The organism is Plantactinospora mayteni (assembly GCF_016862935.1).
Taxonomy (GTDB): Bacteria; Actinomycetota; Actinomycetes; order Mycobacteriales; family Micromonosporaceae; genus Plantactinospora; species Plantactinospora mayteni.
Genome location: NZ_BONX01000074.1, coordinates 19,034 through 44,778 on the forward strand (window position 1 = coordinate 19,034; position 25,745 = coordinate 44,778).

Sequence of the window (25,745 nt, forward strand, 5' to 3'; positions counted from 1 at the left end):
TGCCCTGATCTACGTCTAGGCCCACGCGGGGAGCAGGAACTCTTCGCGAGTCGACCACCCTCTGCGGTGCGGACGTCGGGTCTCACCGAAACGATCGCCTTGGCCAGCCATGGGGCCCTCGCGGCTCAGGTATTCGGTGTTGCTAGGTACCAGTAGTCAGTGTTACTGTCTACCGGTACCTAGCAACACCGATTAGGCAAGGGGAGGTGGTCCGTGGGCAAGCAGATGACGGAGATGCTCAAGGGCACGTTGGAGGGCATCGTCCTCGCGATCCTGTCCATGCGGCCCGCGTACGGCTACGAGATCACGGCGTGGCTGCGGGAGCAGGGCTTCTCCGACATCGCCGAGGGCACCATCTACGCCCTGCTCGTCAGGGTCGAGCAGAAGCGCCTCGTCGACGTGCGGAAAGTCCCGTCCGAGAAGGGGCCGCCACGCAAGGTGTACTCCCTCAACAAGCAGGGACAGGAATACCTCGAAGAGTTCTGGAGGACCTGGAGCTTCCTCACCGAACGACTCGAACAGCTCCACGAAGGAGGCAAGTGACCATGTCCGATGTCGAAAAGGGCGGCTTCATCGCGAAGGTGATCGGCCCCAAGCGCCGATGGCGGGAGTACAAGGCGCGGGTGAAACAGCTTCCCCCGAATTATCGGACGGCGGTCGAGGCGATCGAGCGGTACCTGCTGCATTTCGGGCCGATGACCGCCGACAACTCCGCCTCGCTGTTCGAGGATGTCGCCGACCTCTTCGAGCGGGCCGCCGCGGACAGGACACCGATCCGCGAGATCGTCGGGGAGGACCCCGTGGAGTTCGTGGAGGAGTTGATCCGGAACTACTCGAAGGGCGGATATGTCGACCGGGAGCGGGCCCGGCTGACACAGGCGATCGAAAGCGTCGAGCGAGCGGAGGAGAACCGATGACGACCACGCAGGTGCCAGGACCGGCGATCCAGGTGCGGGGTCTGGAGAAGTCGTACAAGGAACTACGCGTGCTGCGTGGCGTGGACTTCGACGTGGCGCGGGGTGCCATCTTCGCCCTGCTCGGCTCGAACGGGGCGGGCAAGACCACGGTGGTGAAAATCCTGTCCACACTGCTCAGGGCGGACGCCGGGGCGGCCAGCGTCAACGGCTTCGACGTCGCTACGAAGGCGGCGGACGTGCGGGAGTCGATCAGCCTCACCGGGCAGTTCGCGGCCGTCGACGAGATCCTCAACGGGCGGGAGAACCTCGTCCTGGTCGCCCGCCTGCGGCACCTCAAGAACCCGGGCAAGATCGCGGATGACCTGCTCGCCCGTTTCTCGCTGACCGACGCGGCCACCCGGAAGGTGTCGACGTACTCCGGTGGCATGCGCCGCCGCCTCGACATCGCGATGAGCCTCGTCGGGAATCCGCCGGTCATCTTCCTCGACGAGCCGACGACCGGGCTTGACCCCCAGGCGCGCGTCGAGGTGTGGCAGGCCGTCAAGAAACTCGCCGACCAGGGTACGACGGTGCTGCTCACGACGCAGTATCTGGACGAGGCCGAACAACTCGCCGACCGGATCGCGATCCTCCACCAGGGTCGGATCATCGTGAACGGCACCCTCGCCGAACTCAAGCAACTGCTCCCGCCCGCCAAGGTCGAGTACGTCGAGAAGCAGCCGACCCTGGAGGACGTCTTCTTCGCCATCGTCGGCGCCGACGGCAAGGACGGCGCCGCCAACGACCGCACCGTCGGCGCGGACAAGTAAGGGAAACGACGATGACCAAGCACTTTCTCGGCGACACCGCCGTCCTACTCGGCCGATCCCTGACCCACGTCAGCCGTAGCGTGGACACCATCATCACGACCGCGATCACGCCGATCGCCATGATGCTGCTCTTCGTCTACGTGCTCGGCGGCGCGATCAACTCGGGGCAGGACTCGTACGTGAACTACCTGCTGCCCGGCATCCTGCTCGTCACGGTCGCCTCCGGCATCGCCTATACCGCATTCCGGCTCTTCCTCGACATGAAGAGCGGCATCTTCGAACGATTCCAGTCCATGCCGATCGCCCGGTCGTCCGTACTGTGGGCGCACGTGCTGACCTCGGTGGTCGCCAATCTGATCTCGCTCGTGGTCGTCGTGGGCGTCGCCCTCCTGATGGGCTTCCGCTCCGGGGCGGGAGTGCTGGCCTGGCTCGCGGTCGCCGGCATCCTGACCCTGTTCACCCTCGCGCTGACCTGGCTCGCCGTCATCCCCGGTCTCGTCGCGAAATCCGTGGACGGCGCGAGCGCGTTCTCCTACCCGCTCATCTTCCTGCCATTCATCAGCTCGGCATTCGTACCCACCGACACCATGCCCGGCCCCGTACGCGCCTTCGCCGAGAACCAGCCCGTGACCTCCATCGTCAACGCACTCCGCGACCTGTTCACCCAGCAGCCGGTCGGCACCGACATCTGGACCGCCCTCGCCTGGTGCGTCGGCATCCTCATCGTCACGTACGTCTTCGCCACGGTCATCTACCGCCGCAAGATCTCCTAACAGCGCCGTGACCTGCTCAACTGGGCAGGTCACGGTGTCGACACCGGCAGGCCGAAACCTGCCGGTGCACGGCGTTCCGCACCCAGCGGAGAACGTACGGCCGGCAAACCCCAGCCCCCTCGATCGCGTCCGCATCACCAGCGCCCTCGCCCTGACCGGCGTCACGCGATCACCGGGGGATCACGTTCCAGGCGGCGAGGAGCAGCGCGGCGCCCAGACCGAAGTCGAGTACGAAGCAGAACTCGGTGAGCGAGCGGCTGACCACCTTGTCGCGGATGTAGTGGATCACGTCCCAGACCGCGTGCCCGATCGCGGCGATCGCCGCCAGGTACGCCGCCAGGGCGGGGCCGGACATCATCGCGGTCAGTGCGATGGCGCTGAATCCGATGAATCCCAGCGTCTGCAACCCGAGCTCGCGGCGACCAACCCCCGTGCCGCGAAGGAACCCGAACACGGCGAACCCCGCACCCATGACGAGCAGCGTGGTGGTCGGGTCCAGCCCGGTGACCTCGGCGCCGGCGACGGCGAGGGTGCCGACCGCCACCATCACCCAGGTACTGCGACGGGAGCCGAGAGCGGCGGTGGCCAGGTAACACATCGCGGCCAGGATGATGATCATCGCGGCCAGGTGGGAATCCAGTCCGCCCGCGGTGCTGGCGAGCAGAGTGAGCAGGCCGACGATGGAGGGCCAGCGTGCGAGCGCGTGGCCGCCGATGCCGGCGCCCTGGCCTGACCTGCGGCGATCTGCGTGCGGGAGGGTTGTCGTGTGATTCATGCCTGACAGTCTCGGCTCGGGTACCGCTTGCCGGACCCGTGCGATCTGTCATGAGAATCCGTGCACATCGCCCTGCCGTCCCGGGCGAAGTGCAGGGTGGCACAGCCGGGGTGCCCAGGGTCCGCCGTCGGGGCGGATGAACATCCTGAGCCGTTGAGCCAATGCGCCGCCCGCCGAGCGACGACCCTGGCCGGCAGGCAGACCGTTGTCGTACCTGGCGGGTCAGGCGGCCTCGTGACCCGGCGGACACCGGCGGTCGCGGTAGGTTGCACAGTCATGGCCACGACCGCGGACGTCCGTCGCGAACTCGCCAGCCTCGCCGACCCGCATCGGGCGGAGAGTGTGCGCCGGTTCCTGCAAATGGTTCCGGGCGGGTACGGCGAGGGCGACCGGGCCATCGGCGTCTCCGTACCGGAACAGCGCAGGGTGGCCGGCCGGTACTGGCGCGACCTCTCCCTGACCGGAGCGACGGAGCTGCTGACGAGCGGCGTGCACGAGGAGAGGCTGACCGCGCTCTTCATCCTGGTACGGAGGTTCGCCAAGGCGGACGAGGAGGAACGGGGCCGGATCTTCGACATCGTGCTGGCCAACACCGGCCACATCAACAACTGGGATCTGGTCGACTCGTCCGCGCCGTACATCGTCGGACCCTGGCTGGTCGACCGGGACCGGAGCGTACTGGATCGGTTGGCCGAGTCGAGCCTGGTGTGGGATCGCCGGATCGCGATCATGGCAACCTTCGCCTTCGTCAGGGCCGGAGACTTCCAGTGGACCTTCCGGCTCGGCGAACGGCTCCTGCACGACCCACACGACCTCGTACACAAGGCGGTGGGCTGGATGCTGCGCGAGGTGGGCAACCGGGACAGGGCGGCGGAGGAGGAGTTCCTGGCCGGCTGTTACCGGGTCATGCCCCGGACCATGCTGCGGTACGCGATCGAGAAGTTCGAACCGCAGCGACGCCGGGAGTACCTGTCCGGCGTGGCCTAGCTGGTAGCGCCTTCGCAAACGATGGCTTGTGCAAACAATCATTTGCGCTAGGGTGGGGCCATGGCTCCCCCGCTCGTGGCACCCGACCCAGACCTCGACTCCGCCTTCGCCGCCCTCGGCGACCCCGTCCGGCGCGCCCTGGTGACCCGCCTCGCCCGGGGCGATGCCACGGTGGGAGAGCTCGCCGAACCGTTCGACCTGACCCCGCAGGCGATCTCCCACCACGTCGGTGTACTGCGACGGTGCGGCCTGGTCGAGCAGCGGCGCGAGGGCACCAGGCGCCCTTGCCGGCTGAGGGTCGACCAGTTGTCGCTGCTCGGCACCTGGATCGACGATCAGCGCCGCGCCTGGGACGATCGGCTCGACGCCCTCGAGCAGCACCTCGCCGACGACGCTCCGCTCGGCCGGGGCCCGGCTGCCGGAGCGGTCCGTTGACCGCCAGTTCGGAACTCCGGGGCGACGAACTGATCGCCAAGCGCCACCTCCCGGCCGAGCCCGAACGCGTCTGGGCCGCCTTCACCTCGCCGGCAAGCATCGCGGCGTTCTGGGGCGGTTCGCACGCCGCCGTACCCCCGGAGTCCGTGACCGTCGACCTGCGTCCCGGTGGGGAGTTCGCCCTCGACACCCGCGCGCCGAACGGCGCGACCCGCCGGCTCCGGTTCGTCTACGTGAACGTCGCCGCACCGCACGAACTCGTGTTCGACGAGCCCGTCACCGGCCTCCGCACAACCGTGCACGTCCGCCCCGCCGGCGGCGGCACGGATCTCACGGTCCACCAGCGTCGGCTTCCCCCCGAGCTTCGGACGGCCCAGGCCGCCGACGGGCTCGCCTCGATCCTCGACGCGCTCGCCGCGCACCTGCGGCAGCAGCAGCACCGATCCACAGCAGAACGGAGAACATCGTGACCCGGCAGCCCCAGCGCGACCTTGTCGCGGAATACTTCGCGGGATTCCGGACCAGCGACCACCCGCGAATTCTCGCGACCCTCACCGACGACGTCGAGTGGGTCATCCACGGCCACCGGACCACCCGCGGCAAGGCGGAGTTCGACGGCGAGATCGAGAATCCGGGGTTCACCGGCAGCCCCGAACTCGACGTCCAGCGCGTCTACGAGGACGGCCCGGTCGTCATCACCACCGGCGACGGCCGTGGCACCAGCCTCGAACACGGACCGTTCCGCTTCGCCTTCAACGACCTGTTCACGTTCCGCGACGGACTCATCGCCCGGGTCGATTCGTACGTCGTCCCGCTGCCCTGAGCCGGGCGACTCGGCCGGAGAGCACTCCGGTGCCTGAGCTTCGTGGCAGGGCAACCCGCGTCGGCGGGACGATGGGGGGCCGCGCCAGGCGCGCGGTCCCCCATCCGTGGCAGCGGCGCGACCCGTCCGGTCAGCCGGTCGCGGCCTGATCCGGTACGCCGACCGCCGCCGTCGGTACGAAGACCACCCGGGAGCGCAACTGCCGGAACCCGGTCCGCTCCAGTTCGGCCAGTACGCGTACCCGATGGGCGTCCACGTCGGCGAGCACCTCCCGGGCGCCGCCCTCGGCCAGCACCCGAACCGCCTCGGCCAGCAGTTCACCCCGGACGGCGTCGTCGAGCAGCCCGAGATAGGCGATCAGCGGAAAGCAGGCGTCCCCGGCCGTTCCGACCAGCCCGACCGGCTGCCCGGCGTCGAACGCGATCCGCCAGTTCCCGGCCGGACGGTCCAGCCAGGTCAGCGGGTCGGTGGCCAGATCGACCCCGGCGACCGCCCGGGCGACCTCCTTGCCGGTCAGCACGTCCGGCTCGGCGATCCGGGCGACCAGGGCATTGATCTCCGCCGGGTCGGCGGCCGGCCGGAAGGTGTACCGGCCCGACGGCGTCGGCAGCGGCGTACCCGTCCACGAGCAGCGCAGCCGCTCCCCCCGCTCGACCAGCCCGGCGAGCCGGGCCGCCGCCATCGGCGCCTCGGCCACGGCCAGTACCTCCGGCCGGCGTCGCCAGTGCGCCGGCAGGGCGGCGTAGTAGATCTGGGGACCGCCGAGTGCCCGGTGTGCGGCGCGCAGCAGCGCGGCACCCACCTCCGGCTCGGCGTCCAGGTCGAACCGTTCCAGCCACGGTGCACCGACGGCACCGGGCGGCAGTACCCAGGCGGCCCGGCCGACCACCCGGCCGGCCAGCAGGGCGATCCAGGTGTGCTCGGGGCGGTAGCCGCCGCCGGCCAGCCCATCGGCGTAGCCGACCTGGCGCAGTTGGGGCAGCGGATCGGGCATGGAGTCGAACAGACTTTCCTCGCCCGCGACGAGCGGGCGGACGACCAGATCGGTCATGGCGTGATCCTCCAGAGGCGAGCGCCCCGGGTCAGATCCGCGTGGACGCCGGGGCGCGGAGGGGGCGCAGAACATCGGACATCGTTCTGACCTCCTTCCGGCTCGTCGGCGTACCGGGAACGTACGTGGCGCCCCCGCCGGCCGCAACGCAATTTTGCCTGTGGCTTTCCGGGCGCCGTGCCGGTCCTGCTGGCGAGCCGGTGACGTGTCGGTTAACCAAGATCTTCTGGGCGTACGGGAACTACGATGTTCAACGTGTCCGGCGACGCGGTTCCCCGGTTCGTGGTGTGGGGCGCGAACGCGCTCGCCCAGCGGCTGGTCGGCGAGCTGATGAACACCTACAGCGCGCACGTCACGGTGATCGTGCCGTCGGCCTCGGCAGACCAGGCGCCGGAGATCGCCGAGCTGGTGCCGGAGGACGGCGACCCGGCACTCCGGCCCGCGATGATCGTCGCACCCCGGCTCAACCAGGAGGTCTTCCGGCAGGCCGGAATCGAGAACGCGGCGGCGGTCGCCCTGGTCGACCGCGACGATGTCGCCAACGTGGACGCCGCCCTGATCGCCCGCGAGGTGAGCCCCACCGTCCGGCTCGTGGTCCGGCTCTTCAATCCGGTACTCGGGGACGGCATCACCACCATGCTCGGCGACTGTGGCGTACTCTCCGGTTCCGAGTTCGCCGCCCCGGCGTTCGTGGCCGCGGCGCTCGGCAACGACACCCCGACCTACGTACGGCTCGCCGACGAGCTGCTGATGGCCGCCCCTCGGGCCGATCTCGCCGACCGCCCCGACGACGTGCTCTGCGGGCTGGCGATCACCGAGGGGCGTGCCGAGCCGGTACGGTTGCCGGCCGACGAGGACGCCGCCGACCTGGTCCTCGTCCGGGCGCCGAGCAGCCAACCCCGGCCGGTACGGCGGCGCCGCCCGCATCCGATGCGCGCCACCCGGCTGCTGTTCGGCCGCAACCTCCGGCTGGCCCTGCTGGCGCTGGCCGGCGTACTGGCGACCGGTACGGCCACGCTCGCCCTCACCCGCGAGGACACCAGCCTGCTCCAGGCCGGATACCTGGCCGTGCTGACCGCGCTCGGCGGCGCCGACGCCGACACCGGCGCCTCGGTGGCCGAGAAGGCGGTCGCGGTGCTGCTCGTGGTCACCGGCGTGGCGCTGATCCCCACCGTCACCGCGTTGATCGTGGACGTCATCGTCAACGCCCGGCTCGCGCTGGCCGCCGGCGGGCTCACCGAGCCGGTCTCCGGCCACGTGATCGTGGTCGGGCTCGGCAACATCGGCGCCCGGGTGGTCCGGGAACTGCACGACTTCGGTCTGGACGTGGTCGCCATCGACCGGGTGGAGCACGCCCGGGGCGTGTCGGTCGCCCGTGAGCTGCGCATCCCGGTCCTGATCCGGGACGCCAACAACGCCGAGGCGTTGCGGGCCGCCTCGGTGGAGACCTGCCGCGCCCTGCTGGTGCTCACCACCGACGACGTGACCAACCTGGAGACCGCCCTGATCGGCCGGGCGGTGCACCAGCAGGCGCAGCGCGGGAACGGCGGGGCCGGCGAGGCGAAGCTGCGGGTCGTACTCCGGCTCTTCGACGAGGGATTCGCGCAGCGCGTCAAGCGGGCCTTCGGGATCGACCACTCGCGCAGCGTCTCCTACCTGGCCGCGCCCGCCTTCGCGGCGGCGATGATGGGCCGGGAGGTGGTGGGGGCGATCTCCGTCGGCCGTCGGGTGCTGCTCGTCGCGGAGCTGCCGGTCGGCGCCGGTTCCGAACTGGAGGGACGGCTCTGCCCGGACGTCAGCCGGCCCGGCGAGGTACGGCTGATCGCCGTCCGGACCGGCCGGGTCGGGCAGACGCTCTGGTCCCTGCCGGACCGCCGGCCGCTGGTCCGGACGGACCGGCTGCTGGTGGTCGCCACCCGGGCCGGGCTGGCCGGGCTGCTCTCGCGGACCGCCGCGAGCCCGGATCCGCCGCCGCTGGTCGAACCGATACCGCTGCGCCTACTGAGCGCCGCCGCCCGGCCACGACCCCGGCCACCGGTGGACTCCGGCACCACACCCGAGCCGCCCGCCGGGCCGGTGGACTCCGCCGCCGCGCCCGAACCGTCCGCCGGGCCGGCGGACCGGCCACCCCCGCAGCCTGAGCGAACGGCGGAGTGACCGGCGCTGCCGCGTCCTGTCGGGCGGGGGCCGGAGGGCCGTGCGACGATGGCATCGACCGGCCCGACGGTGCGGAGGCGGCATGTCCCAGCAGTACGACCTGATCGGCGAACTCTACGAGCGGGCCAAGCACCTGCCGATCGGGCAGGCCGAACAGGCTACGTTGCGGTCCGCACTCCCCGATCTGACCGGCAGGTCCGTACTGGACGTCGGCTCCGGCACCGGCTTCTATCCCCGGCTCTTCAGTCGACTCGGCGCCGCCCGGGTGACCGGGGTGGACGCGTCGCCGGAGATGGTGGCCCATGCCCGCCGGGTCGAGACGGCCGACCCGCTCGGCATCACTTACGAGGTACGCGACGCCGCGGCGCTGCCGAAGCTCGGCGAGTTCGACGTGGTGACCGCGGTCTGGCTGCTCGGCTACGCCCCGGGCGAGGCGGCCCTGGACGGCATGCTCGGCCAGTTGGTGGTGAACCTCGCGCCCGGCGGCACCCTGGTCGTGCTGGTGCCCAACCCCGACCTGGACTGGGCACGGCTGGACATCTTCCCGCGCTACGGGATCACCGCCACCGAGACGACACCCTCGCACGGCCGGCGGGGGTACGCCGTACACATCGACGGCGAGCCGCCGATCGACTTCGAGGGCTTCTCCTGGCCGCATCGAGTGGTCGAGGCCGCCCTGGACCGGGCCGGTCTGGCCGACGTACGCCGATATCCGGCGGTCGTCTCCGCCGACCTGGTGGCCGAACGTGGCCCGGACTACTGGACCGACCTGCTGGCGAACCCGACGTTCGCCGTCTTCACCGCCGTCCGCCCCGGCTAGGCCCCGGCCCGGCCCGGCCTTCTGGTGGTCAGCCGGGCGGCATCACGAACCTGCCGTCGGCGGTCCGTTCCAGGGGTGCCACGGCCACCACCGCGTCGAGGTTGATCGGACCGTAGATGTGCGGGAAGAAGATCCCCGGTGCGACCTCGTCGTCGCGTACCGGGGAGGAGAGCAGGTCCGGGTCGATGCGTAGCAGTAGCAGCGGACCGGCGTCCGTGTAGGCCGCCTCGGCCACGCCGAGCACCTGGCCCCGGCGGGAGGCGTGGATGAACCCCTCCTCGGCGAGGCTCCGCCCCCGGGTCGAGACCCGGTAGTCCCCGGAGACCTGCGCCGCCGCCCAGTCCGACTCCTCGGCGATGTGGAAGATCACCCTGGTGACTGTACCGGGCCCGTACTGGGATCTCGGGGGCCCGCTGCGTCGGGTACCGACCCGGCCGCGCGGCGGCTTCGTCCTCGTCCGGGGGTGATCGCCGGTTCGGCCGGCGCCCAGGCCGAGGCGGGTTCGGCCGGCCGTTTGCCGGCCCCGATCGGGGGAAGCCAGCGGTCCAGGATGGGGCCGGCTGCGGTGCCCCTGTCGGCGGAATGGGGAGGCTTGAGATGGCTGGTCGGGACGAACTTCATGACCTGCGCCAACGCGCTCACGAGGCAGGCATCCAGGGCAGCTCGAAGATGAGCGAGCAGCAGTTGCGGGAGGCGTTGAAGAAGATGGGCAAGGGAGCCGAACCGATGATCGCCAAGCGGGAGGCCAAGGGCTACCTGTAGTCGAGAGCCGAGTGACGGCCGGGGCGGCGATCCTCGGACCGGACGGCCAGGGACCGGCCCCGAACTGGGGGCCGGTCCCTGCGGGCGTACCGGTTACCGCTGGAGTTGTGACACGTCCTCGACGGTGGCGCCGGCCGGCGGGGCGAACGCCTTCTCGTCGACCTTCTCCGAGTACTCCACCAGTTCGATCGCGGCCTGCTCGCCGTTGTCCGTCCTACCGACGAACGAGGCCAGTACGCCGGACTCGGTGACGCAGACCGTGAGCTTGTCGAGCGTTCCCTCGGTACCGCCCTGCGGGTCGCTGACCCCGGTGACGTCGGCGCAGAGCGAGTCCTGACCGGCGATCTTCCGTTCCGTCGTCTCCACGTCGGTGTTCGGCACGATCGCGGCGGCGGCGACCAGGCCGAGCGCGAGTTCCGGGGTGACGAAGCCGGGTCCGGCGACCGCGGCGACCATGCCGGCGTCCGGGGTCGTCGCGGCGGCGGTGTTCGCGCTCCGCTGGCACTCGCCGTCGGAGCAGATGATCATGTGGTCGGGTGTGAAGATCAGCCGGCCGTCCGGGGTACTCAGCGCCGAGTTGGGCGGCTGCTGGGTGAGGGTGACGGTCTCGGTCTCCCGCTGACCGGCCTCCTCGCCGACGATCCTGTATTCGGCGGTGAAGGTGAGCTGGGCGGACTTGCCCAGCCGGTCGGCGAAGCCGCCCAGCGTGTTGGCCGTGTCGACCGCGTTCTGAACCGTGTCGATGACGCCACAGCCGGCGCCGAGCAGGACGAGGGCCGAGAGGGCGACGAGGCGCCCGGCGAAGTGGCTACGAGACGAAGTCATGCCAAGAACTGTGCGGTCGGCGGTGACCGCCGGCCACGGTCCGCGACCGGGACGGCACGAATTCGGGAGATCGCCGGCCGCGGCTCGTCCGGCCCGGTCCGCGCCGCCCCGCCGGTGGGGTACGTTGAGGGCCTCAGTCGCCGCGACCCGAGGAGGTGGGACCGATTTCCGTGTCGATCGGCCGGGTGCTCCCCGCCTGCGGGTCGGCGGCCTCCTCGGGGCACGTCGGGTCGCGATAGCCGGGAGAGCGCCCGCAGGCGTTCCGAAGGGCCGCACGTGTCAACACCCATCTCCACTCCGATGTCCACACCGGACCGTGCGGACGTCGTCCGCCGGCTCCGGGCCGCCGGCTGCGTCTTCGCCGAGGACGAGGCCGACCTCCTGAGTACCGCCGCGCGGAGCCCGGCCGAGCTGTCGGCCATGGTCGAGCGGCGGGTCTCCGGCCTGCCGCTGGAACACATCGTCGGCTGGGTCGACTTCTGCGGGCTGCGGGTCGCCGTCGACCCGGGGGTCTTCGTGCCGCGCCGCCGTACCGAACTGCTGGTCCGTCGGGCTGCCGCGCTGGCCCGGCCGGGGGCGACGGTACTGGACCTGGCCTGCGGCTCCGGCGCGATCGGGCTGGCGGTCGCGGCGCTGGTCGGCGACGTCGTGCTGTACGCGGTCGACATCGAACCAGCCGCCGTCCGCTGCGCCCGGCGCAACCTCGCCCCACTCGGCGGCCGGGTGTACGCCGGAGACCTCTACCAGCCACTTCCGTCCCGGCTGCACGGCCGGATCGACGTACTGGTGGCGAACGTGCCGTACGTGCCCAGCGAGGCGGTCGAGCTGTTGCCGCCGGAGGCGCGGCTGCACGAGCCGCTGGTGGCGCTGGACGGCGGGGACGACGGCCTCGACGTGCTGCGCCGGGTGGCCGCCGGAGCCCGGGACTGGCTCGTACCCGGCGGCCACCTGCTGCTGGAGACCAGCCTGGAGCAGGCGGAGGTCGCCGTGGACGTGTTCGACCTGGCCGGCCTCGCCCCGGTGGTGGTCACCGACGACGACCTCCCGGCGACCGTGGTGATCGGCCGCCGCTGACCCCTGCCGTTCTGGTCGTGGGCGGCCCGGCAGCTCTCAGCCGACCGAGGGTGCCGACTCCGCTTCGGCCGCCGGCTCTGCTCCGGCCTCCGGCTTCGACCCCGCCTCCGGATTCGGCTCGGCCTCCGGCTTCGGCTCCGTCGCCGGCTTCGACTCGGCCGCTGGCTTCGACCCCGCCTCCGGAATCGGCGCGGTGTCGGGAGTCGGCTCGGGGTCCGGCAGGGCCAGGATCTCGGCGATCGTCGCCGCGTCCCCGGCGGTGTGTGCGGCGAGCAGTTCGGCGAAGCGTTCCGCCGGCATCACCCGGACGCCGAGGTCGACGGCCTTCTCCGCCTTGCTGCCCGCGCCCTCGCCGACCACCACCAGATCGGTGCGCTTGGAGACCGAGCCGGACGACTTGCCGCCGAGCCGTTCGACCGCCTCGTTGCCCTCGTTGCGGGTCAGCCCCGGCACGGAACCGGTGACCACGACCGTCATCGGCGTGCCGTCCGGCCGGCGCAGCGGCAGCGCGGTCGCCGTCGGTACCTCCGGATCGCCCTCGCCCTCGCCCTCGGCGGTCGCGGCCTGGCCGGGAACGCCCGGCTCGGTCATGTTGACCTCGCGGGCGGTGAGCTTCTCGACGACCGGGGCCAGCTCGACCAACTCCGCCGCGATGGTGACGGCCCGCTCCGGGCCGACGCCCTCGACCTCTTGCAGGTCGGTGACGGAGGCGGCGAGCAGCGCCTCCATCGTGCCGAAGTGCCGGGCGAGCCGGCGGGACATCGACCGGCCGGTCATCCGTACGCCGAGGCCGGTGAGGACCCGGGAGAGCGGCTGCTTCTTCGACGCCTCGATGTTGGCGACGAGCTTGCGGGCCGAGGTCTCGCCCAGCCGTTCCAGGGTGGCCAGCGTGGCGGGGTCGAGGTCGTAGAGGTCGGCCGGATCGGTGACCATACCGGCGCTGACCAGCAGGTCGATGATCTTGCTGCCCAGCCCCTCGATGTCCATCGAGTCCCGGGCCGCGTAGTAGGAGAGTGACTCACGGGCACCACAGGCCCGGCCCTGGGTGCAGCGCCAACGCTTCTGCGAGCGGTCGATCTCGCCGTCGCAGCGCGGGCACCGAGTCGGCGGCTCGTACGCGGTGGCGTCCGCCGGCCGCTCGTCGAGCTTGGCTCCGGTGATCTCGGGGATCACGTCACCGGCCCGCCGGACGAAGACGGTGTCACCCGCCCAGACGTTGCGCCGGACCAGGTCGTCGAAGTTGTGCAGGGTGGCCGAGGTGACCGTCACCCCACCGACCTGCACCGGTGCCAGTACGGCGACCGGGGTGATCACTCCGGTCCGGCCGACCTGCACCTCGATCGAGAGCAGCGTGGTGGTGCGGGTGTCGGCCGGGAACTTGTAGGCGATGCCCCAGCGGGGTGCCCGGGTGCCCGACCCGGCCAGCTCACGGTCGGCCGGGTGGTCGGCCTTGATCACCGCACCGTCGATGCCGAAACCCAGCTCGCCCCGGCGGGCGTAGAGCGTCTCCACCACGGCGAGCACCTCCTCGATGGTGGTGCAGAGCGGCATCCCGGCCGGCGAACCGGCGGTGGTGGCGACGCCGAGGCTCTCGACGTATGCCATGGTGGCCGAGTGTGGGCGGGGCTCGGTCGCCCCGTCGGCGTCGTCGAGCCCGTGCACCGCGTAGGCGAGGAAGGAGAGCGGGGCGTCGTACGCCCGGTCCTGGGCCCGGAGCGTGCCGGCGGCGGCGCTGCGCGGATGCGCGAAGGCCGGCTCGCCGTGCCCGGTCCGCATCACCTGGGCCTCGGCGAAGTCGGCATCGGTCATGTAGACCTCGCCGCGGATCTCCACGGTCAGCGGCTCGCCGAGCTGCTCCGGCAGGCCGGCCGCCCGTCGTGCCTGTGGCGTCACGTCCTCGCCGGCCAGCCCGTCGCCCCGGGTGGCGACCTGGGTGAGCCGGCCGTCCACGTAGCGGGCGGCGATGGCCAGCCCGTCGATCTTGGGTTCCACGGTGTAGCCGGCGGCGGGTCGGCCGAGCAGCTTGTCGAGCCGGGCCGCCCAGCGGGCCAACTCCTCCTCGCCGAAGACGTTGTCGAGGCTGAGCATCGGGACGCTGTGCACGACGTCGCCGACCAGCCCGGCACCGGCCGCCACCAGCTCGCTGGGCGAGTCGCCGGTCTTCCAGCCCGGCTGGGCGGCCTCGGTCGCGACGACCCGGGCCATCAGCGCGTCGTAGGTCGCGTCGTCCATCGCCAGGTCCGCGCCGTTGTAGTAGTCGGCGGCGGCCGAGCGGATCTCGGCGATCGCCGCGTCGTAGGCCGGACGGTCCGGGAACGGCTCGGCGAGCGCGGCGTCCACCACCGGGTCGACCGGATCGACCACCGGCTCGACGACCCGCTCCACCGGATCGACCCCGACCCCGTCCGGCTGCTCGGGCCGCTCGTCGGGTGCCGTCACCACTGCCTCGTACGCCACGAAGTTTCCTCCCCCAGGCCCGCATGCTCGGCGTTCAGCCTAGAGAACGGGTACGACGAACCGCCGCCCCGAGGTCTCGCCGGACTCCACGCAACCGCCGGATGGGGCGGGTCCCGACACCTAGGCTGACCTCATGGCCGAGCCGGCGCACAGTCCGGAGCAGGAGCCGGGCGTACGCGGGCCGGACGGCGCCCGGAGTACGCAGCACACCGAGGGGCAGGCCGGCGGCGAGACGCCCTGGTCGCAGGCGGGGCCGCTCAGCTCGTCGCGTTCGCAGCGCAGCCAGAGCGTCGGTACGGTGATCATCGCGGGTCTGGCCAACCTGGCGGTGGCGGTGGCGAAGGCGATCGCCGGGGTGGTCTCCGGCTCGGCGGCGGTACTCTCCGAGGCGGCCCACTCGGTCGCCGACACCACCACCGAACTGCTGCTCTTCATCGCGCTGCGCCGGGGCGCCCGGCCACCGACCAGCCAGTACCCGTTCGGCTACGGCCGGGAGAGCTATCTCTGGGCGTTCGTCGCCGCCGTGGTCACCTTCGTCCTCGGTGCCGGGTTCTCCATCTACCAGGGGGTGCAGGCGGTCCAGCAGCGGCACGAGAACCTGGACCCGACGGTCGCGTACGTGGTGCTGGTGGTCTCCTTCGTGGCCGAGAGCGTCTCGCTGACCCGGTCGGTCCGACAGTTGCGCCGTCGGGCGGCCCGCTGGCACGTCTCCTGGCTGCGGGTGGCCCGGCGTACCCCGAACACCACGATCAAGGCGGTGCTGCTGGAGGACAGCGCGGCGCTGATCGGCCTGGTCCTCGCGGGTGTCGGGGTGGGGGTGTCGGAGCTGACCGGTACCCCGCTGTGGGACGGCATCGCCTCGATCCTGATCGGCGTGCTGCTGCTGGTGGTGGCGACCACCCTGGCGCACAACAACATCGCGCTGCTGGTCGGCCGGGCGGCCCAGGACGCGGTACGGGCGGAGATCGAGCAGGAGTTGGCGGCGGTGCCGGATCTCCGGAGCGTGGACCGGTTGATGACGCTGCAACTCGGTCCGGAGGACATCCTGGTGGCGGTGAAGGTCAACTTCGCCGACGACGCCAGCCGGGCGGAGATCGAGGTCGCCGCCGACGAGGCGGAGCGGCGGCTGATCGCCCGCAACCCGGCGATCCGGTACGTCTTCCTCGACCCGACCCAGCGCCGGGAGTAGAGCGGAGCCGGCTCCGGGCGGACATGGTGCCGGGAGCGGAAACGGTGCCGGGAGAAGTGGTTCGGGTGGCGGCGGTTCGGGTCGGAAGTATTGACAGGTTTCGACGGCGGGCTCAAGCTGGTGGATGAGAGAGAGCGCTCTCTCACACCTCGAACGAGGGCAGACCACCACCAGTCTGGCCAGCGACCTCCGACGCCTTCGGCGGCGGCGCCGGAACCCCTCGCTGGCCGCTCACCAGCTAGGAGTGCCCACATGGAAAGGGCCGCACCCCTGCACGCGCTGCGCCGCCGGCTGAGGTTCGTGACGCTGCTCGGCGCCCTGCTCGCCCTGCTCGGCGGCTATGCCGTGATCGAGCGGGCGGAGCCGGCCGAGGCCCGGATCGTCCGGGTCGCCGAGTTCCTGGCCGACTGTCCGTACAGCCACCGGTTGCCGGACGACCCGATCATCTATCCGGGCCTGCCCGGCGCCTCGCACATGCACAGCTTCTTCGGCGCGACGACCACCAACGCGTACACCAACCTGGCCGACCTGCTGAACTCCAACACCACCTGCAACCCCCGGGTCGACGTCTCGTCCTACTGGGTGCCCACCCTGTACGCCGACAACGTCCCGGTGGAGCCGGCCATCGTCACGTTCTACTACCTCGGCGAGGGCGTCCGCAGCGACATCGTCGCCAACACCCAGCCCCTGCCGCTGGGCCTGCGGATCGTGGCCGGCAACGCCCGGGCCACCGGCCCGGACTCGACCACCATCTCCCGGTGGTCCTGCCTGCACGCCGGGCACGTCGGCGCGTCCAAGGACTTCGTCAACTGTCCATCGGGGACGATGCTGGAGTCGTACCTCGACTTCCCGCAGTGCTGGAACGGCCGCGACCTCGACTCGCCGGACCACAAGAGCCACATGGCGTACCCGGTCAACCAGGCGTGCCCGCCCACCCATCCGGTGGCGGTGCCGAAGCTGCGCCAGGTGCTGCGCTATCCGGTGAGCGGCGACCCGGCCCGGTTCCGGCTCGCCTCCGGCGGCGGGTTCACCATGCACGGTGACTTCTTCAACGCCTGGCCCGAGGCCGAGATGCTGCGCCGGGTGCAGGACTGCATCCGGCCCGTGATCAAGTGCGGCGCGGACGGCCGCTCGAGCTGACCGTGGGGCCCATGGGTGGGTCCGGATGCGGCCGGGCCCACCCACGGAACAGCGACCGGAGAAGGACTCCATGAGACCGAGCGCCGTGACACCGGCCGCCGCCACGCTGCTCGTCGTGGTCCTGCTGGCCGTCGGCTGTGCCGGCCCCGCCGCCACCCCGGCACCCGTTTCGGGTACGCCCACCGGCGCGGCCCCGGTCACCACCGGTGCACCGCCCACCCCGGCGGGTACGCCCAGCCCGTCCGGCCCGTTCAACGGTACCGACATCGCCTGGCTGCAACTCACCGTCGCCATGCACGAGCGGGTGTTGCCGCTGCTGGACCTGGTGCCGGAGCGCACCGCCGAACCGGCCGTACGCCGGCTCGCCGTCCGGGTCCGGGAGACCCACCGTGCCGACCTGGACCGGTCCCGGCGGCTGCTCGACCGCTCTGGTGCCCCGCAGACCAACCCGCACGAGGGGCACGACATGCCCGGCATGGTCACCGCCACCGAGCTGACCACGCTCGGCACCGCCCCGGACGCCGAGTTCCGCCGCCTCTTCGGCGAACACCTGCGCGCGCACCTGGAACAGTCCGTCCGGGTCGCCACCGCCGAGCAGCGCTCCGGCGCCGACCCCGACACCACCGCCCTGGCCGGCGCGGTCGCCCGGACCGGCACCGGCTACCTGAGCCAACTCGCCCAGCTTCCGGGCTGAGTCCCCCGCGACCGGCCGACCGCAGCAGCTCAGCCGACCGCCGCCGGTGCCGCCTCGGCGACCGGAGCCAGCGGTACGACCGCCCGGGCCGGCAGGTGCACCGTCAGTTCGTCCCCCGGGCCCGGCAGTTCCGGCCCCACCCGCCCCAGCGCCTCCTCGTCGAGCTGGGTACGCAGCCGCACCCCGGCCACCTCGACCAGCAGGTTGAGGCTCCGCCCCAGGTACGTCGACCGGAGCACCCGGGCGGCGAGCGCGGCGGCCGGGCCGTCGGCGGGCGGGTCGAGGCGTACCGCCGAGGCGCGGAAGGCGACCGAGGTGGCGGTGCCGGCTGGTCCGGGCGGCACCCCGGGTACGGCGACGGTGAGCGTGGACCCGTCGACCCGGACGAGATGCCCGTCGCCCCGGACCTCCGCCACCACCCCGGGCAGGATGTTCTGGTAGCCCATGAAGTCGGCCACGAAGGCGTTGCGGGGCTGGGAGTACAGCTCACGCGGCGGGCCGACCTGCTCGATCCGGCCGGCGTTCATCACCACGATCCGGTCCGAGAGGGCCATCGCCTCCTCCTGGTCGTGGGTGACGTACACCGAGGTGGTGCCGAGCTGGTCGTGCAGGCTGCGGATCTCGTCGCGGAGCTGGTAGCGCAGCTTGGCGTCCAGGTTGGACAGTGGCTCGTCGAAGAGCAGCAGCTCGGGGCGGCTGGCCATCGCCCGGGCCAGCGCGACCCGCTGCTGCTGGCCGCCGGAGAGCGAGACCGCCATCTCGTCGGCCCGCTCGGCCAGCCCGACCCGGCCGAGCATCTCGTGTACCCGGTCCCGGATCTCCGCCCTCGGCACCTTCGCCATCTTCAGCGGATAGCCGACGTTGGCCCGTACGGTCATGTGCGGCCAGAGGGCGTAGCTCTGGAACACCATGCCGATCCGCCGCTTGTCGGGGGGTACGAAGACCGCCCGGCCCGGTGCGGCGAAGACCCGGCCCCGGAACGAGATCTCACCCGCGCTCGGCAACTCCAGACCGGCGACGCAGCGCAGCGTGGTGGTCTTGCCGCAGCCGCTCGGCCCGAGCAGGGTGAGGAACTCGCCCGGCCGGACCCGCAGGTCGATCCCGTCCACGGCGGCCGTGTCCCCGAACCACTTGACCAGTCCCTCGATCACCAGATCCGCCGACATGGTTCAGCCCCGGCCGAAGATCTGCTTCGACTTCGCCAGGTACGCCGCCTGGGCCGCGTTGACCTCGGCGATGGCGAACGGCTTGAGCTGGTCCATCGTGCTCAGTGGCGGCAGCCCGTCGACGTTCGGCGCGTTCGGCATCGTCGGGGCGTACCCGGCGTCGGCGACGGCGCGCTGCCCCTCGGGGGTGAAGAGCCAGGTCATCAGCAGCTTGGCCGCGTCCGGGTGCGGTGCACCGTCGACCAGTCCGAGGTAGTGCGGCGAGACCTGGTTGCCGCCGTCGACCGGGAAGACCAGGTTGACCGGGGCATGCTTCGCCTTGTCCCGCAGATAGAAGCTGTACGGGTAGACCGGCGCCACCGCGAACTCCCCGGTCGCCACCGCGTTGCCGGCGACCGGTCCGGAGGCGACCCAGTGGATCTCCTGTCCGGCGAGCCCGGCGAGGTACGTCTCGCCGTACCGGCCGTCGTGCAGCATCCGGGAGAAGGTGCCGGCCACCGCACCGTTCTTGGTGGCGTCGTCGAGCACCATCCTGCCCTTCCAGCGCGGGTCCAGCAGGTCCCGCCAGCCCTTCGGGGCATCGGCTGCGGGCACCCGGTCGACGTTGTAGAGGATGCCCATGATGCTGCCGGAGGCGGCGTAGACCGTCCCGCCCGGATCCTGGTACTCCTTGCCCAGCGTGGCGGCGGTGACCGGGGCAAACTTTGCGTACCGCTGCTCGTCGAGCTGGGCGGCGACGGTGGTGTCGCCGCCCTGGACCAGGTCCGCGACGTGCTTGCCGCTGCCGAACTCCTGGTTGATCTTGCTGGCGAGCTGCGGCCCGACAAGGTATTCGCCGCTGACCCGGATGGCCGGGAAGCGCTGCTGGAACGCCTTGTAGACGTCGACCTTGTCGTTCTCGCCGGGTCCGTAGACCACCACCTCGGTCTTGCCGGCCGCCTTGGCGGCCTCGTACAGCGCGGTCATGGTGTCGACGGCGGCCTGGCCGCCGAGGTCGTCGGTGCTGCCGGCCACGTTGGCGGCGGCGTCCGAGGCCGGTCCGCCGCCGGTGCCACAGGCGGCCAGCGCCAGGGCGACCGCCACCGCGACCGCGCCGGTCCGGAGCAGGTTCCGCGAGTTCATGGTTCTTCTCCTAACCGAGGGGTGCGGGTCTCATCCGAGGGGTGCGGGTGCCGACGACGGGGTCGGCGTCTGTGGCGTACCGGCGGACCGCACCGGATCGCCGGGGGAGGTCGGGCCGGCGGACGGCGCCGGTGGGGTCGGCCCGGCCGGCGGTACGGCTCGGGACGCGGCGGCGAGTGCCCGGCGGCGCAGCAGCGCGGCCAGCCGGGCCAGCCCGGCCAGCACCGCCAGGCCGACGCAGAGCAGCACCATCATGATCACGAAGAGCGCGGCGGCCCGCGACGTCTCGCCCGCCGTGTAGAGCTCCAGGACCAGCAGCGGCACGGTGGCGTTCTGCTGCGAGGAGAGCAGGATCGGCACCGCCAGGTTGCCCGAGACGACGATGGCCGAGACGAACCAGCCGGCCAGGAAGCTCGGCGCGATCAGCGGCAGCACGATGCCGGCGAACATCCGCAGTGGACCGGCGCCGCCGACCCGGGACGCCTCCTCCAGCTCCTGGCCGAGCTGGGCCAGCGCCGGCTGGGTCGCCCGCTGCGCGATCGGTACCGTCGCGGCGACCAGGGCGAGCAGCACGATCCAGACCGTGCCGTAGAGCTGCCGCAGCCCCGGCACGCTGATGTACGCCCAGGCGATGCCGAGGCTGAGCACCACCCCCGGTACCGCCCAGGGCAGCCAGGTGAGCATCTCCACCACCCGGCGCAGCCGGGTCCGGTTGTGCCCGATGGCGTACCCGATGAGCAGCGCCAGCAGCATCGCGCCCAGCCCGCCGACCACCGAGACGAGGAGCGTGGCGCGCAGCGCCGACACGGTTTCCGGTTCGGCGAGCAGTTCCCGGTAGTTGACCAGGGAGTAGCCGGCCGAGCCGCCGAAGAACGGCTGGAGCGAGCCGAGTACCAGTTGCACCAGCGGGGCGACGACGGCGAGCAGCGCGTAGAGCAGCAGGAAGGCCGTACCGGCCCAGCGCCAGCGGCCGATGTCCCAGGCGTCGGCGCGGTAGCCCTTGCCGGTGACCGTCGTGTAGCGGCGCCGGCCCAGCAGCCGCCACTGCACCGCGACCAGCACCATCACGATCGCCACCAGCAGCAGCGACAGCGCGCTCGCCGCGCCGTAGTCGGCCGGGGTGCTTTCGCTGATCAGCCCGTAGACCCGGGTGGAGAAGACCTCGATCCCGGCCGGCGTACCGAGGAATAGCGGTACGTCGAAGAACTCCAGCCCGATGACGAAGTTGAGGATGACCACCCCGCTGACCGCCGGGGCCAGTACCGGCAGGTCGATGCCGAGCAGCGTACGCAGCTTGCCCGCCCCGGAGACCTGTGCCGCCTCCTCCAGCCCTCGGTCGACCGCCAGGAACGGGCCGAGCAGCATCAGATAGCTGAAGCCGGCGGACTTGAGCGAGATCACCAGGATCAGCCCGGTCCACGAGTTGACGTCGAAGACGGTCGCCTCGCTGCCGGTCAGGTCCCGGAAGAGCGTGTTGACCGGGCCGATCCGGGGATTGCCGAGCATTCCCCAACTGATCGCGTAGAACAGCGGCGGCAGCGCGACGACCAGCAGCATGCCGGGGGTGACCAGCCGGCGCAGCGGGGTCCGGGTCCGGGTGACCAGAAAGGCGCAGAGCAGGCCGATCGCCGTACCGAGCACCGTGACGGCGGTGGAGAGCAGCAGCGAGTTGCGCAGCGTCTCGTACGTCGCCGGGCTGGTGTACGCGGTCCGGAAGCCGTCCCAGCCCCAGTTCGCGGGCAGGCTCGGATCCTGGTTGCGGAAGGCGCCCACCACCAGCATCACGATCGGGAAGGCGAAGAGGAACGCGCAGACCACGATCAGCGGCAGCAGCCCCCGGGCGGTACTGAACGGTCCGGTGCTCGGCTTCCTGGCAAACACGGCAACCCTCCTGCCTGCTCGGTCCGGCCGGTCAGGACGGGGCGCCCGCGTCGCCGCCGTCGCGTCGTGGAAAGTCGGGATCGAGGTACCGCCCGGACGGTGCGTCCGCGCCGTCGCCGTCCCGCGGTGAGAAGTCGGGATCGGCCTGCCGGCCGGGCCCGGTCAGTACCTCGACCAGGGCGGGACCGGCGGTGTCGCGTACCGCCCGGAGCGCCGCCGCGAGGTCGGCCGGGCCGGTCACCCGGGTCGCCGGTACCCCGAACCCGGCGGCGATCTCGGCGATCCGGGGCCCGCTGATGTCGGTCCCCGGCCACCGCCCGGTACGCCGGGCCGCGCCGCCGAACCGGTGCAACGCCGAACCGACCGCGCTGTAGCTGCCGTTGTTCAGCACCACGAAGGTGACCGGGATCCGGTAGTGCGCCGCCGTCCAGAGTGCCTGGATGCCGAACTGGAACGACCCGTCGCCGAGCACGGCGACCACCGGCTGGCCGGGTCGGGCCAGCCGGACGCCGAGCGCGGCCCCGGTACCCCAGCCGAGCGAGCCGGACGACGAGAGCAGCACCTGGTCGGAGCGGTGCTGCGGCAGCGCGGAGAGCAGCGCCGGGGTGGCGGTGGTGGCGTCCAGCACCACGGTCGCGTCGGTGCCGAGCCCGTCGACCAGCGCGGCCACCACCGGCCCGAGCCCGACGTGTCCCGGAAAGCCCGGCCGCCCGGCCGGGTTCGCGGCGCTCTGCCCGGCGGGGTTGCCGGCGCTCGGCGGGGCCGCTCCGCCCCGCACCGGTTCGCCGCGAGGGCCGGTCGGCGGGCCTGGCGGCAGCACGGCGAGCAGGTCGTCGAGGACCGCCCCGAGGTGTCCGACCAGCCCTCGGTGCACCGGATAGAGCCGGCCCACCTCGGTCGGGTCCACGTGCGCGTGCACGACGGTGGCGTGCCGGGGAAACTCGTCCCCGGCCGGCGCCTCGAACTCGGTGAAGACCCGGCAGCCGACGAAGAAGACCAGGTCGGCGCCGACGACCGCCGGATGGGTCGCGGCGTACCAGCCGGCGAACCGGTGATGTGCGGTCGGGAAGGCGGTGCGTTGGAAGCCGCGCCGGTCCTCGCCGAGCACGGTCGCGCCGAGTCGTTCGGCGAGTGTGACCAGGGCGTCGACCGCGCCGTGCCGGGCCACGTCGCCGCCGGCCACCAGCACCGGCCGGGTCGCCCCGCCGAGCAGTCGGGCGGCGTCGGCCACCGCGTTCCGGTCCGGCCGGTTCCGGGGTACGTCGACCGCCCGTCGCGCCTCCGCTGCCGCCTCCACCGGCACGGTCGACTCCAGTACGTCCTGCGGCAGCCCGATCCAGGTCGGCCCGGCCGGCTCGGCGACCGAGGTACGCAGTGCCCGCGCCACGTCGGCGGCGAGCGAGTCGGCCGAGCTGACCTGGCGGGCCCACTTGACGTGCTGCCGAACCAGGTCCCTCGGGTACGGCACGGTGGTGAAGCCGTCCCGGCCCTGCAACGCGGTGGACTTGAGGCCGTTGAGTACCAGCACCGGGGCGTTGCCGAGCTGCGCGGCGGTCAGGTGCGCCACCCCGTTGGCCAGTCCCACGTTGGTGTGCAGGTACGCCACCTGCGGTTGGCCGGTGACCCGGGCGGCGCCGTCGGCCATCGCCACCGCGACGGACTCGTGCGTGGTGAGCACGAGTTCGACCTCACCGGACCGTTCGACGACCGCGTCCAGGAAGGCCGCCTCGGTGCTGCCGGGACAGCAGAAGACCCGTCGGATCCCCCAGCCGACCAGGACGTCCAGCAGGGCGTGCGCGGCCGGGCTGCCGCTGTTCCGTTCGGTCGGGCGGAGCACCGTACCGGTCATGGCCGCTCCTCGTACCTGATGTCGATCCGGTGTGCCGATCGAGTCGAAGTGGTTACGGCGATGTGTGGCGACAGTAACGCCAATGATCGGGATGCGGAACGAACAAAGCCCAGATTCTTCTAAGCAGAATCAAGAAGTCGTTCTGCAAAACAGAATCCTGCTGCCACTGATTCTCTCGTGGTGGATAGTGCGGAGACAGCGCCCGGTAGGGGCGTACCCCGGCAGCAGCCCCGTCACGGAGGTGTTCGCGCGATGCAGACGATGGACGACGCGGTGGGTCCGACCCGGCTCGACGCGGTGGCCCAGGTGGTCGACGGGGAGGTCGGCGAGAGCGCCGAGGGGGCGTACTTCGACTCGGTGGACCCGTGGACCCAGCGACCGTGGGCCCGGGTCGCCCGGGCCGGCCGGACGGACGTCACCGCCGCCGTCGCGGCGGCCCGCCGCGCCTTCGACGCCGGCCCGTGGCCCCGGATGCCGCAGCGGGAACGCTCCGCCCTGCTGCACCGGCTCGCCGACCTGATGGAGTCGCACGCCGACGAACTGGCCCGGCTGGACACCCGGGACATGGGTATGCCGGTGACCAACAGCCGGAACTGGAACCTGACCAGTGCGGTCAACCACTTCCGGTTCTTCGCGGCGCACGCCCAGCAGTCGACCGCCAGCACCTATCCCGGCGACGACCGGCTGCACCAGTACCTGCGCTACGAGCCGGCCGGGGTCTTCGCCGCGATCGCACCGTGGAACTACCCGCTCAACCTCGGCGTCTGGAAGATCGCCCCGGCCCTGGCCTACGGCAACACCGTGGTGCTGAAGCCGGCCGAGCAGTCGCCGGCCTCGGCCGCGCGGGTGGCCGAACTGGCCCTGGCGGCGGGACTGCCGCCCGGGGTACTCAACGTCGTACACGGCTTCGGGCCTGACTCCACCGGCGAGTGGCTGACCACGGCACCGGGCATCGACCGGATCACCTTCACCGGCGAGTCCCGGACGGGCTCGGTCATCGCCGCCGCGGCGGCCCGCTCACTGGTCCCGGTCTCCCTGGAGTGCGGCGGCAAGGGCGCCAACCTGGTCTTCGCCGACGCCGACCTGGACGTCGCGGTGGCCGGCTCGACCCGGGCGATCTACAGCAACTCGGGGCAGGTCTGCCTCTCCACCAGCCGGATCTACGTGCAGCGGCCCGCGTACCAGGAGTTCCTCGACCGGTTCGTCCGGGCCGCCGAGGCACTCCCGTACGGCGACCCGCACGATCCGGCCACCCACGTCGGCCCGCTCGCGAGCGCCGAGCACCACGCCAAGGTGACCGGTTACCTGGACTCGGTCGACGCCGACGGCGGTGAGCTGCGTACCGGCGGCCGGGTCGACGGCAGCCTGGTGGTCCGGCCCACCGTCGCGGTCGGGCTGGACGCGTCGGCCCGGGTACTCCGCGAGGAGGTGTTCGGGCCGGTCGCCGTGGTCACCCCGTTCGACGACGAGGCCGACGCGCTGCGGCTGGCCAACGACACCCCGTACGGGCTCTCCGCCGTGCTCTTCACCCGCGACCTGGGCCGGGCCCACCGGGTCGCCGCGCGGCTGCGGGCCGGCACGGTCTGGATCAACACCTTCGGGGTACGCGAGCCGCGCGCACCCTTCGGCGGCTTCGGCCTATCCGGAGTGGGCCGGGAGGGCGGCGACTTCAGCCGCGAGTTCTGCACCGAGCCGAAGACGGTGATCGCCGCCGTCGACTGAGTCGGGCGCGGTCACTCGGGGCTGCCAGCAGAGTCGGATATTCCAGATTTACCCGCAGGAATTGTCGCCGCCGACACCCCGATTTGGCGTTGGCGGCCCCGCCGTGTAACTTTCTCTCCCGGCAGGGCACCGGGCAAGCCCGCGGAGCAACACCGCGGCGGCCGGCCTGCCGAACCCCGAACGATCGCGGCGGTAACCCGCTGCGTCCGTACGGGTGCACGACGGCTGGACGAAGCATGACAAACCGGGAGACACCGGTTTGACGAGGCGGAAACAGTCGGGTAAGGTATAAAAAGCGCCGGCCGGAAACGGAAGGC

General features: G+C 71.9%; 25 protein-coding genes. 16 read left to right on the top strand and 9 right to left on the bottom strand.

Translation table 11 applies throughout. The features are described from left to right. Nucleotides 1-213: 213 nt before the first annotated feature. The 4 genes from Pma05_RS40170 to Pma05_RS40185 are packed head-to-tail and all read left to right on the top strand — an operon-like array spanning nucleotide 214 to nucleotide 2,499. The gene (locus Pma05_RS40170) at nucleotides 214-543 is read left to right on the top strand and encodes a PadR family transcriptional regulator (protein ID WP_203862788.1); all 330 of its coding nucleotides are present in this window, start codon (nucleotides 214-216) and stop codon (nucleotides 541-543) included. A 2-nt stretch (nucleotides 544-545) separates the two neighbouring features. After that, complete coding sequence (locus tag Pma05_RS40175) at nucleotides 546-917, top strand: DUF1048 domain-containing protein (protein WP_239314136.1); 372 nt, start codon at nucleotides 546-548, stop codon at nucleotides 915-917. Continuing rightward, nucleotides 914-1,726, top strand: coding sequence for an ABC transporter ATP-binding protein (locus Pma05_RS40180; RefSeq protein ID WP_203862790.1), 813 nt, complete (start codon nucleotides 914-916; stop codon nucleotides 1,724-1,726). The genes Pma05_RS40175 and Pma05_RS40180 overlap by 4 nt, the downstream gene beginning before the upstream one ends. 11 nt (nucleotides 1,727-1,737) lie before the next feature. Further along, nucleotides 1,738-2,499: an ABC transporter permease gene (locus Pma05_RS40185; RefSeq protein ID WP_203862791.1), complete on the top strand. Its 762-nt coding sequence runs from the start codon at nucleotides 1,738-1,740 to the stop codon at nucleotides 2,497-2,499. A gap of 169 nt (nucleotides 2,500-2,668) precedes the next feature. Here Pma05_RS40185 and Pma05_RS40190 read toward each other — a convergent pair whose 3' ends face one another. Further along, nucleotides 2,669-3,274, bottom strand: a complete 606-nt coding sequence (locus Pma05_RS40190) for a hypothetical protein (RefSeq protein WP_203862792.1) — start codon at nucleotides 3,272-3,274, stop codon at nucleotides 2,669-2,671. A 276-nt stretch (nucleotides 3,275-3,550) separates the two neighbouring features. Here Pma05_RS40190 and Pma05_RS40195 point away from each other — a divergent pair, with 276 nt between their 5' ends. From Pma05_RS40195 to Pma05_RS40210, 4 genes are read left to right on the top strand one after another with little or no spacing between them, the layout of a single operon-like run. Beyond that, on the top strand, nucleotides 3,551-4,261 hold the full coding sequence (locus Pma05_RS40195; protein WP_203862793.1) for a DNA alkylation repair protein: 711 nt from the start codon (nucleotides 3,551-3,553) through the stop codon (nucleotides 4,259-4,261). A gap of 60 nt (nucleotides 4,262-4,321) precedes the next feature. Continuing rightward, a complete protein-coding gene (locus Pma05_RS40200; RefSeq protein ID WP_203862794.1) occupies nucleotides 4,322-4,696 on the top strand; it encodes an ArsR/SmtB family transcription factor in 375 nt (124 codons plus the stop codon). Then, entirely contained in the window at nucleotides 4,693-5,166 is a 474-nt protein-coding gene (locus tag Pma05_RS40205) for an SRPBCC family protein (RefSeq protein WP_203862795.1), read from the top strand. Before Pma05_RS40200 ends, Pma05_RS40205 begins: the two co-directional genes overlap by 4 nt. Further along, entirely contained in the window at nucleotides 5,163-5,519 is a 357-nt protein-coding gene (locus Pma05_RS40210; RefSeq protein WP_203862796.1) for a nuclear transport factor 2 family protein, read from the top strand. Before Pma05_RS40205 ends, Pma05_RS40210 begins: the two co-directional genes overlap by 4 nt. Nucleotides 5,520-5,649: 130 nt before the next feature. Here the strand turns inward: Pma05_RS40210 and Pma05_RS40215 are convergent, their stop codons facing one another. Further along, on the bottom strand, nucleotides 5,650-6,570 hold the full coding sequence (locus tag Pma05_RS40215; protein ID WP_203862797.1) for an acetyltransferase: 921 nt from the start codon (nucleotides 6,568-6,570) through the stop codon (nucleotides 5,650-5,652). A gap of 255 nt (nucleotides 6,571-6,825) precedes the next feature. Between Pma05_RS40215 and Pma05_RS40220 the strand changes: the two genes are divergently transcribed. Then, entirely contained in the window at nucleotides 6,826-8,727 is a 1,902-nt protein-coding gene (locus tag Pma05_RS40220; RefSeq protein ID WP_203862798.1) for an NAD-binding protein, read from the top strand. Nucleotides 8,728-8,809: 82 nt separating this feature from the next. Beyond that, nucleotides 8,810-9,547: a class I SAM-dependent methyltransferase gene (locus Pma05_RS40225; RefSeq protein ID WP_203862799.1), complete on the top strand. Its 738-nt coding sequence runs from the start codon at nucleotides 8,810-8,812 to the stop codon at nucleotides 9,545-9,547. A gap of 28 nt (nucleotides 9,548-9,575) precedes the next feature. Here Pma05_RS40225 and Pma05_RS40230 read toward each other — a convergent pair whose 3' ends face one another. Continuing rightward, complete coding sequence (locus Pma05_RS40230) at nucleotides 9,576-9,917, bottom strand: DUF952 domain-containing protein (protein WP_203862800.1); 342 nt, start codon at nucleotides 9,915-9,917, stop codon at nucleotides 9,576-9,578. A gap of 227 nt (nucleotides 9,918-10,144) precedes the next feature. Between Pma05_RS40230 and Pma05_RS40235 the strand changes: the two genes are divergently transcribed. Then, a complete protein-coding gene (locus tag Pma05_RS40235) occupies nucleotides 10,145-10,309 on the top strand; it encodes a hypothetical protein (RefSeq protein WP_203862801.1) in 165 nt (54 codons plus the stop codon). Between the two features lie 93 nt (nucleotides 10,310-10,402). On the opposite strand, the gene Pma05_RS40240 is transcribed toward Pma05_RS40235, so the two are convergent. Further along, on the bottom strand, nucleotides 10,403-11,134 hold the full coding sequence (locus Pma05_RS40240; RefSeq protein ID WP_203862802.1) for a hypothetical protein: 732 nt from the start codon (nucleotides 11,132-11,134) through the stop codon (nucleotides 10,403-10,405). 300 nt (nucleotides 11,135-11,434) lie between these two features. Here Pma05_RS40240 and Pma05_RS40245 point away from each other — a divergent pair, with 300 nt between their 5' ends. Then, entirely contained in the window at nucleotides 11,435-12,208 is a 774-nt protein-coding gene (locus tag Pma05_RS40245) for a putative protein N(5)-glutamine methyltransferase (protein WP_203862803.1), read from the top strand. Nucleotides 12,209-12,244: 36 nt separating this feature from the next. Here the strand turns inward: Pma05_RS40245 and ligA are convergent, their stop codons facing one another. Then, nucleotides 12,245-14,665 carry an NAD-dependent DNA ligase LigA gene (ligA, locus tag Pma05_RS40250; RefSeq protein WP_275414823.1) on the bottom strand — a complete coding sequence of 807 codons (2,421 nt, stop codon included), beginning with the start codon at nucleotides 14,663-14,665 and terminating at the stop codon, nucleotides 12,245-12,247. A 133-nt stretch (nucleotides 14,666-14,798) separates the two neighbouring features. Between ligA and Pma05_RS40255 the strand changes: the two genes are divergently transcribed. The 3 genes from Pma05_RS40255 to Pma05_RS40265 all read left to right on the top strand — a co-directional run bounded on the left by Pma05_RS40255 (nucleotide 14,799) and on the right by Pma05_RS40265 (nucleotide 17,688). Then, nucleotides 14,799-15,854 (top strand): cation diffusion facilitator family transporter, encoded by a 1,056-nt coding sequence (locus tag Pma05_RS40255; protein ID WP_203862804.1) that lies wholly within the window; start codon nucleotides 14,799-14,801, stop codon nucleotides 15,852-15,854. A gap of 252 nt (nucleotides 15,855-16,106) precedes the next feature. Further along, nucleotides 16,107-16,994 carry a DUF1996 domain-containing protein gene (locus tag Pma05_RS40260; protein WP_203862805.1) on the top strand — a complete coding sequence of 296 codons (888 nt, stop codon included), beginning with the start codon at nucleotides 16,107-16,109 and terminating at the stop codon, nucleotides 16,992-16,994. Between the two features lie 70 nt (nucleotides 16,995-17,064). Next, a complete protein-coding gene (locus Pma05_RS40265) occupies nucleotides 17,065-17,688 on the top strand; it encodes a DUF305 domain-containing protein (protein WP_203862806.1) in 624 nt (207 codons plus the stop codon). A gap of 29 nt (nucleotides 17,689-17,717) precedes the next feature. On the opposite strand, the gene Pma05_RS40270 is transcribed toward Pma05_RS40265, so the two are convergent. The 4 genes from Pma05_RS40270 to Pma05_RS40285 are packed head-to-tail and all read right to left on the bottom strand — an operon-like array spanning nucleotide 17,718 to nucleotide 23,706. Beyond that, entirely contained in the window at nucleotides 17,718-18,854 is a 1,137-nt protein-coding gene (locus Pma05_RS40270) for an ABC transporter ATP-binding protein (RefSeq protein ID WP_203862807.1), read from the bottom strand. A gap of 3 nt (nucleotides 18,855-18,857) precedes the next feature. Next, nucleotides 18,858-19,976 (bottom strand): ABC transporter substrate-binding protein, encoded by a 1,119-nt coding sequence (locus Pma05_RS40275; RefSeq protein WP_203862808.1) that lies wholly within the window; start codon nucleotides 19,974-19,976, stop codon nucleotides 18,858-18,860. Nucleotides 19,977-20,006: 30 nt separating this feature from the next. Further along, nucleotides 20,007-21,857 carry an ABC transporter permease gene (locus tag Pma05_RS40280; protein WP_203862809.1) on the bottom strand — a complete coding sequence of 617 codons (1,851 nt, stop codon included), beginning with the start codon at nucleotides 21,855-21,857 and terminating at the stop codon, nucleotides 20,007-20,009. 31 nt (nucleotides 21,858-21,888) lie between these two features. Continuing rightward, nucleotides 21,889-23,706: a thiamine pyrophosphate-binding protein gene (locus Pma05_RS40285; protein ID WP_203862810.1), complete on the bottom strand. Its 1,818-nt coding sequence runs from the start codon at nucleotides 23,704-23,706 to the stop codon at nucleotides 21,889-21,891. A 252-nt stretch (nucleotides 23,707-23,958) separates the two neighbouring features. Here Pma05_RS40285 and Pma05_RS40290 point away from each other — a divergent pair, with 252 nt between their 5' ends. Continuing rightward, nucleotides 23,959-25,428 carry an aldehyde dehydrogenase gene (locus Pma05_RS40290; RefSeq protein WP_203862811.1) on the top strand — a complete coding sequence of 490 codons (1,470 nt, stop codon included), beginning with the start codon at nucleotides 23,959-23,961 and terminating at the stop codon, nucleotides 25,426-25,428. The last annotated feature ends 317 nt before the right edge of the window (nucleotides 25,429-25,745 follow it).

What these genes read in the sequence shown, in the direction of transcription:
- Pma05_RS40175 (WP_239314136.1), top strand. Translation starts at nt 546, where the DNA reads ATGTCCGATGTCGAAAAGGGCGGCTTCATCGCGAAGGTGATCGGCCCC.
- Pma05_RS40180 (WP_203862790.1), top strand. Translation starts at nt 914, where the DNA reads ATGACGACCACGCAGGTGCCAGGACCGGCGATCCAGGTGCGGGGTCTG.
- Pma05_RS40185 (WP_203862791.1), top strand. Translation starts at nt 1,738, where the DNA reads ATGACCAAGCACTTTCTCGGCGACACCGCCGTCCTACTCGGCCGATCC.
- Pma05_RS40190 (WP_203862792.1), bottom strand. Translation starts at nt 3,274, where the DNA reads ATGAATCACACGACAACCCTCCCGCACGCAGATCGCCGCAGGTCAGGC.
- Pma05_RS40195 (WP_203862793.1), top strand. Translation starts at nt 3,551, where the DNA reads ATGGCCACGACCGCGGACGTCCGTCGCGAACTCGCCAGCCTCGCCGAC.
- Pma05_RS40200 (WP_203862794.1), top strand. Translation starts at nt 4,322, where the DNA reads ATGGCTCCCCCGCTCGTGGCACCCGACCCAGACCTCGACTCCGCCTTC.
- Pma05_RS40215 (WP_203862797.1), bottom strand. Translation starts at nt 6,570, where the DNA reads ATGACCGATCTGGTCGTCCGCCCGCTCGTCGCGGGCGAGGAAAGTCTG.
- Pma05_RS40225 (WP_203862799.1), top strand. Translation starts at nt 8,810, where the DNA reads ATGTCCCAGCAGTACGACCTGATCGGCGAACTCTACGAGCGGGCCAAG.
- Pma05_RS40235 (WP_203862801.1), top strand. Translation starts at nt 10,145, where the DNA reads ATGGCTGGTCGGGACGAACTTCATGACCTGCGCCAACGCGCTCACGAG.
- Pma05_RS40240 (WP_203862802.1), bottom strand. Translation starts at nt 11,134, where the DNA reads ATGACTTCGTCTCGTAGCCACTTCGCCGGGCGCCTCGTCGCCCTCTCG.
- Pma05_RS40245 (WP_203862803.1), top strand. Translation starts at nt 11,435, where the DNA reads ATGTCCACACCGGACCGTGCGGACGTCGTCCGCCGGCTCCGGGCCGCC.
- Pma05_RS40255 (WP_203862804.1), top strand. Translation starts at nt 14,799, where the DNA reads ATGGCCGAGCCGGCGCACAGTCCGGAGCAGGAGCCGGGCGTACGCGGG.
- Pma05_RS40260 (WP_203862805.1), top strand. Translation starts at nt 16,107, where the DNA reads ATGGAAAGGGCCGCACCCCTGCACGCGCTGCGCCGCCGGCTGAGGTTC.
- Pma05_RS40265 (WP_203862806.1), top strand. Translation starts at nt 17,065, where the DNA reads ATGAGACCGAGCGCCGTGACACCGGCCGCCGCCACGCTGCTCGTCGTG.
- Pma05_RS40270 (WP_203862807.1), bottom strand. Translation starts at nt 18,854, where the DNA reads ATGTCGGCGGATCTGGTGATCGAGGGACTGGTCAAGTGGTTCGGGGAC.
- Pma05_RS40275 (WP_203862808.1), bottom strand. Translation starts at nt 19,976, where the DNA reads ATGAACTCGCGGAACCTGCTCCGGACCGGCGCGGTCGCGGTGGCGGTC.
- Pma05_RS40285 (WP_203862810.1), bottom strand. Translation starts at nt 23,706, where the DNA reads ATGACCGGTACGGTGCTCCGCCCGACCGAACGGAACAGCGGCAGCCCG.
- Pma05_RS40290 (WP_203862811.1), top strand. Translation starts at nt 23,959, where the DNA reads ATGCAGACGATGGACGACGCGGTGGGTCCGACCCGGCTCGACGCGGTG.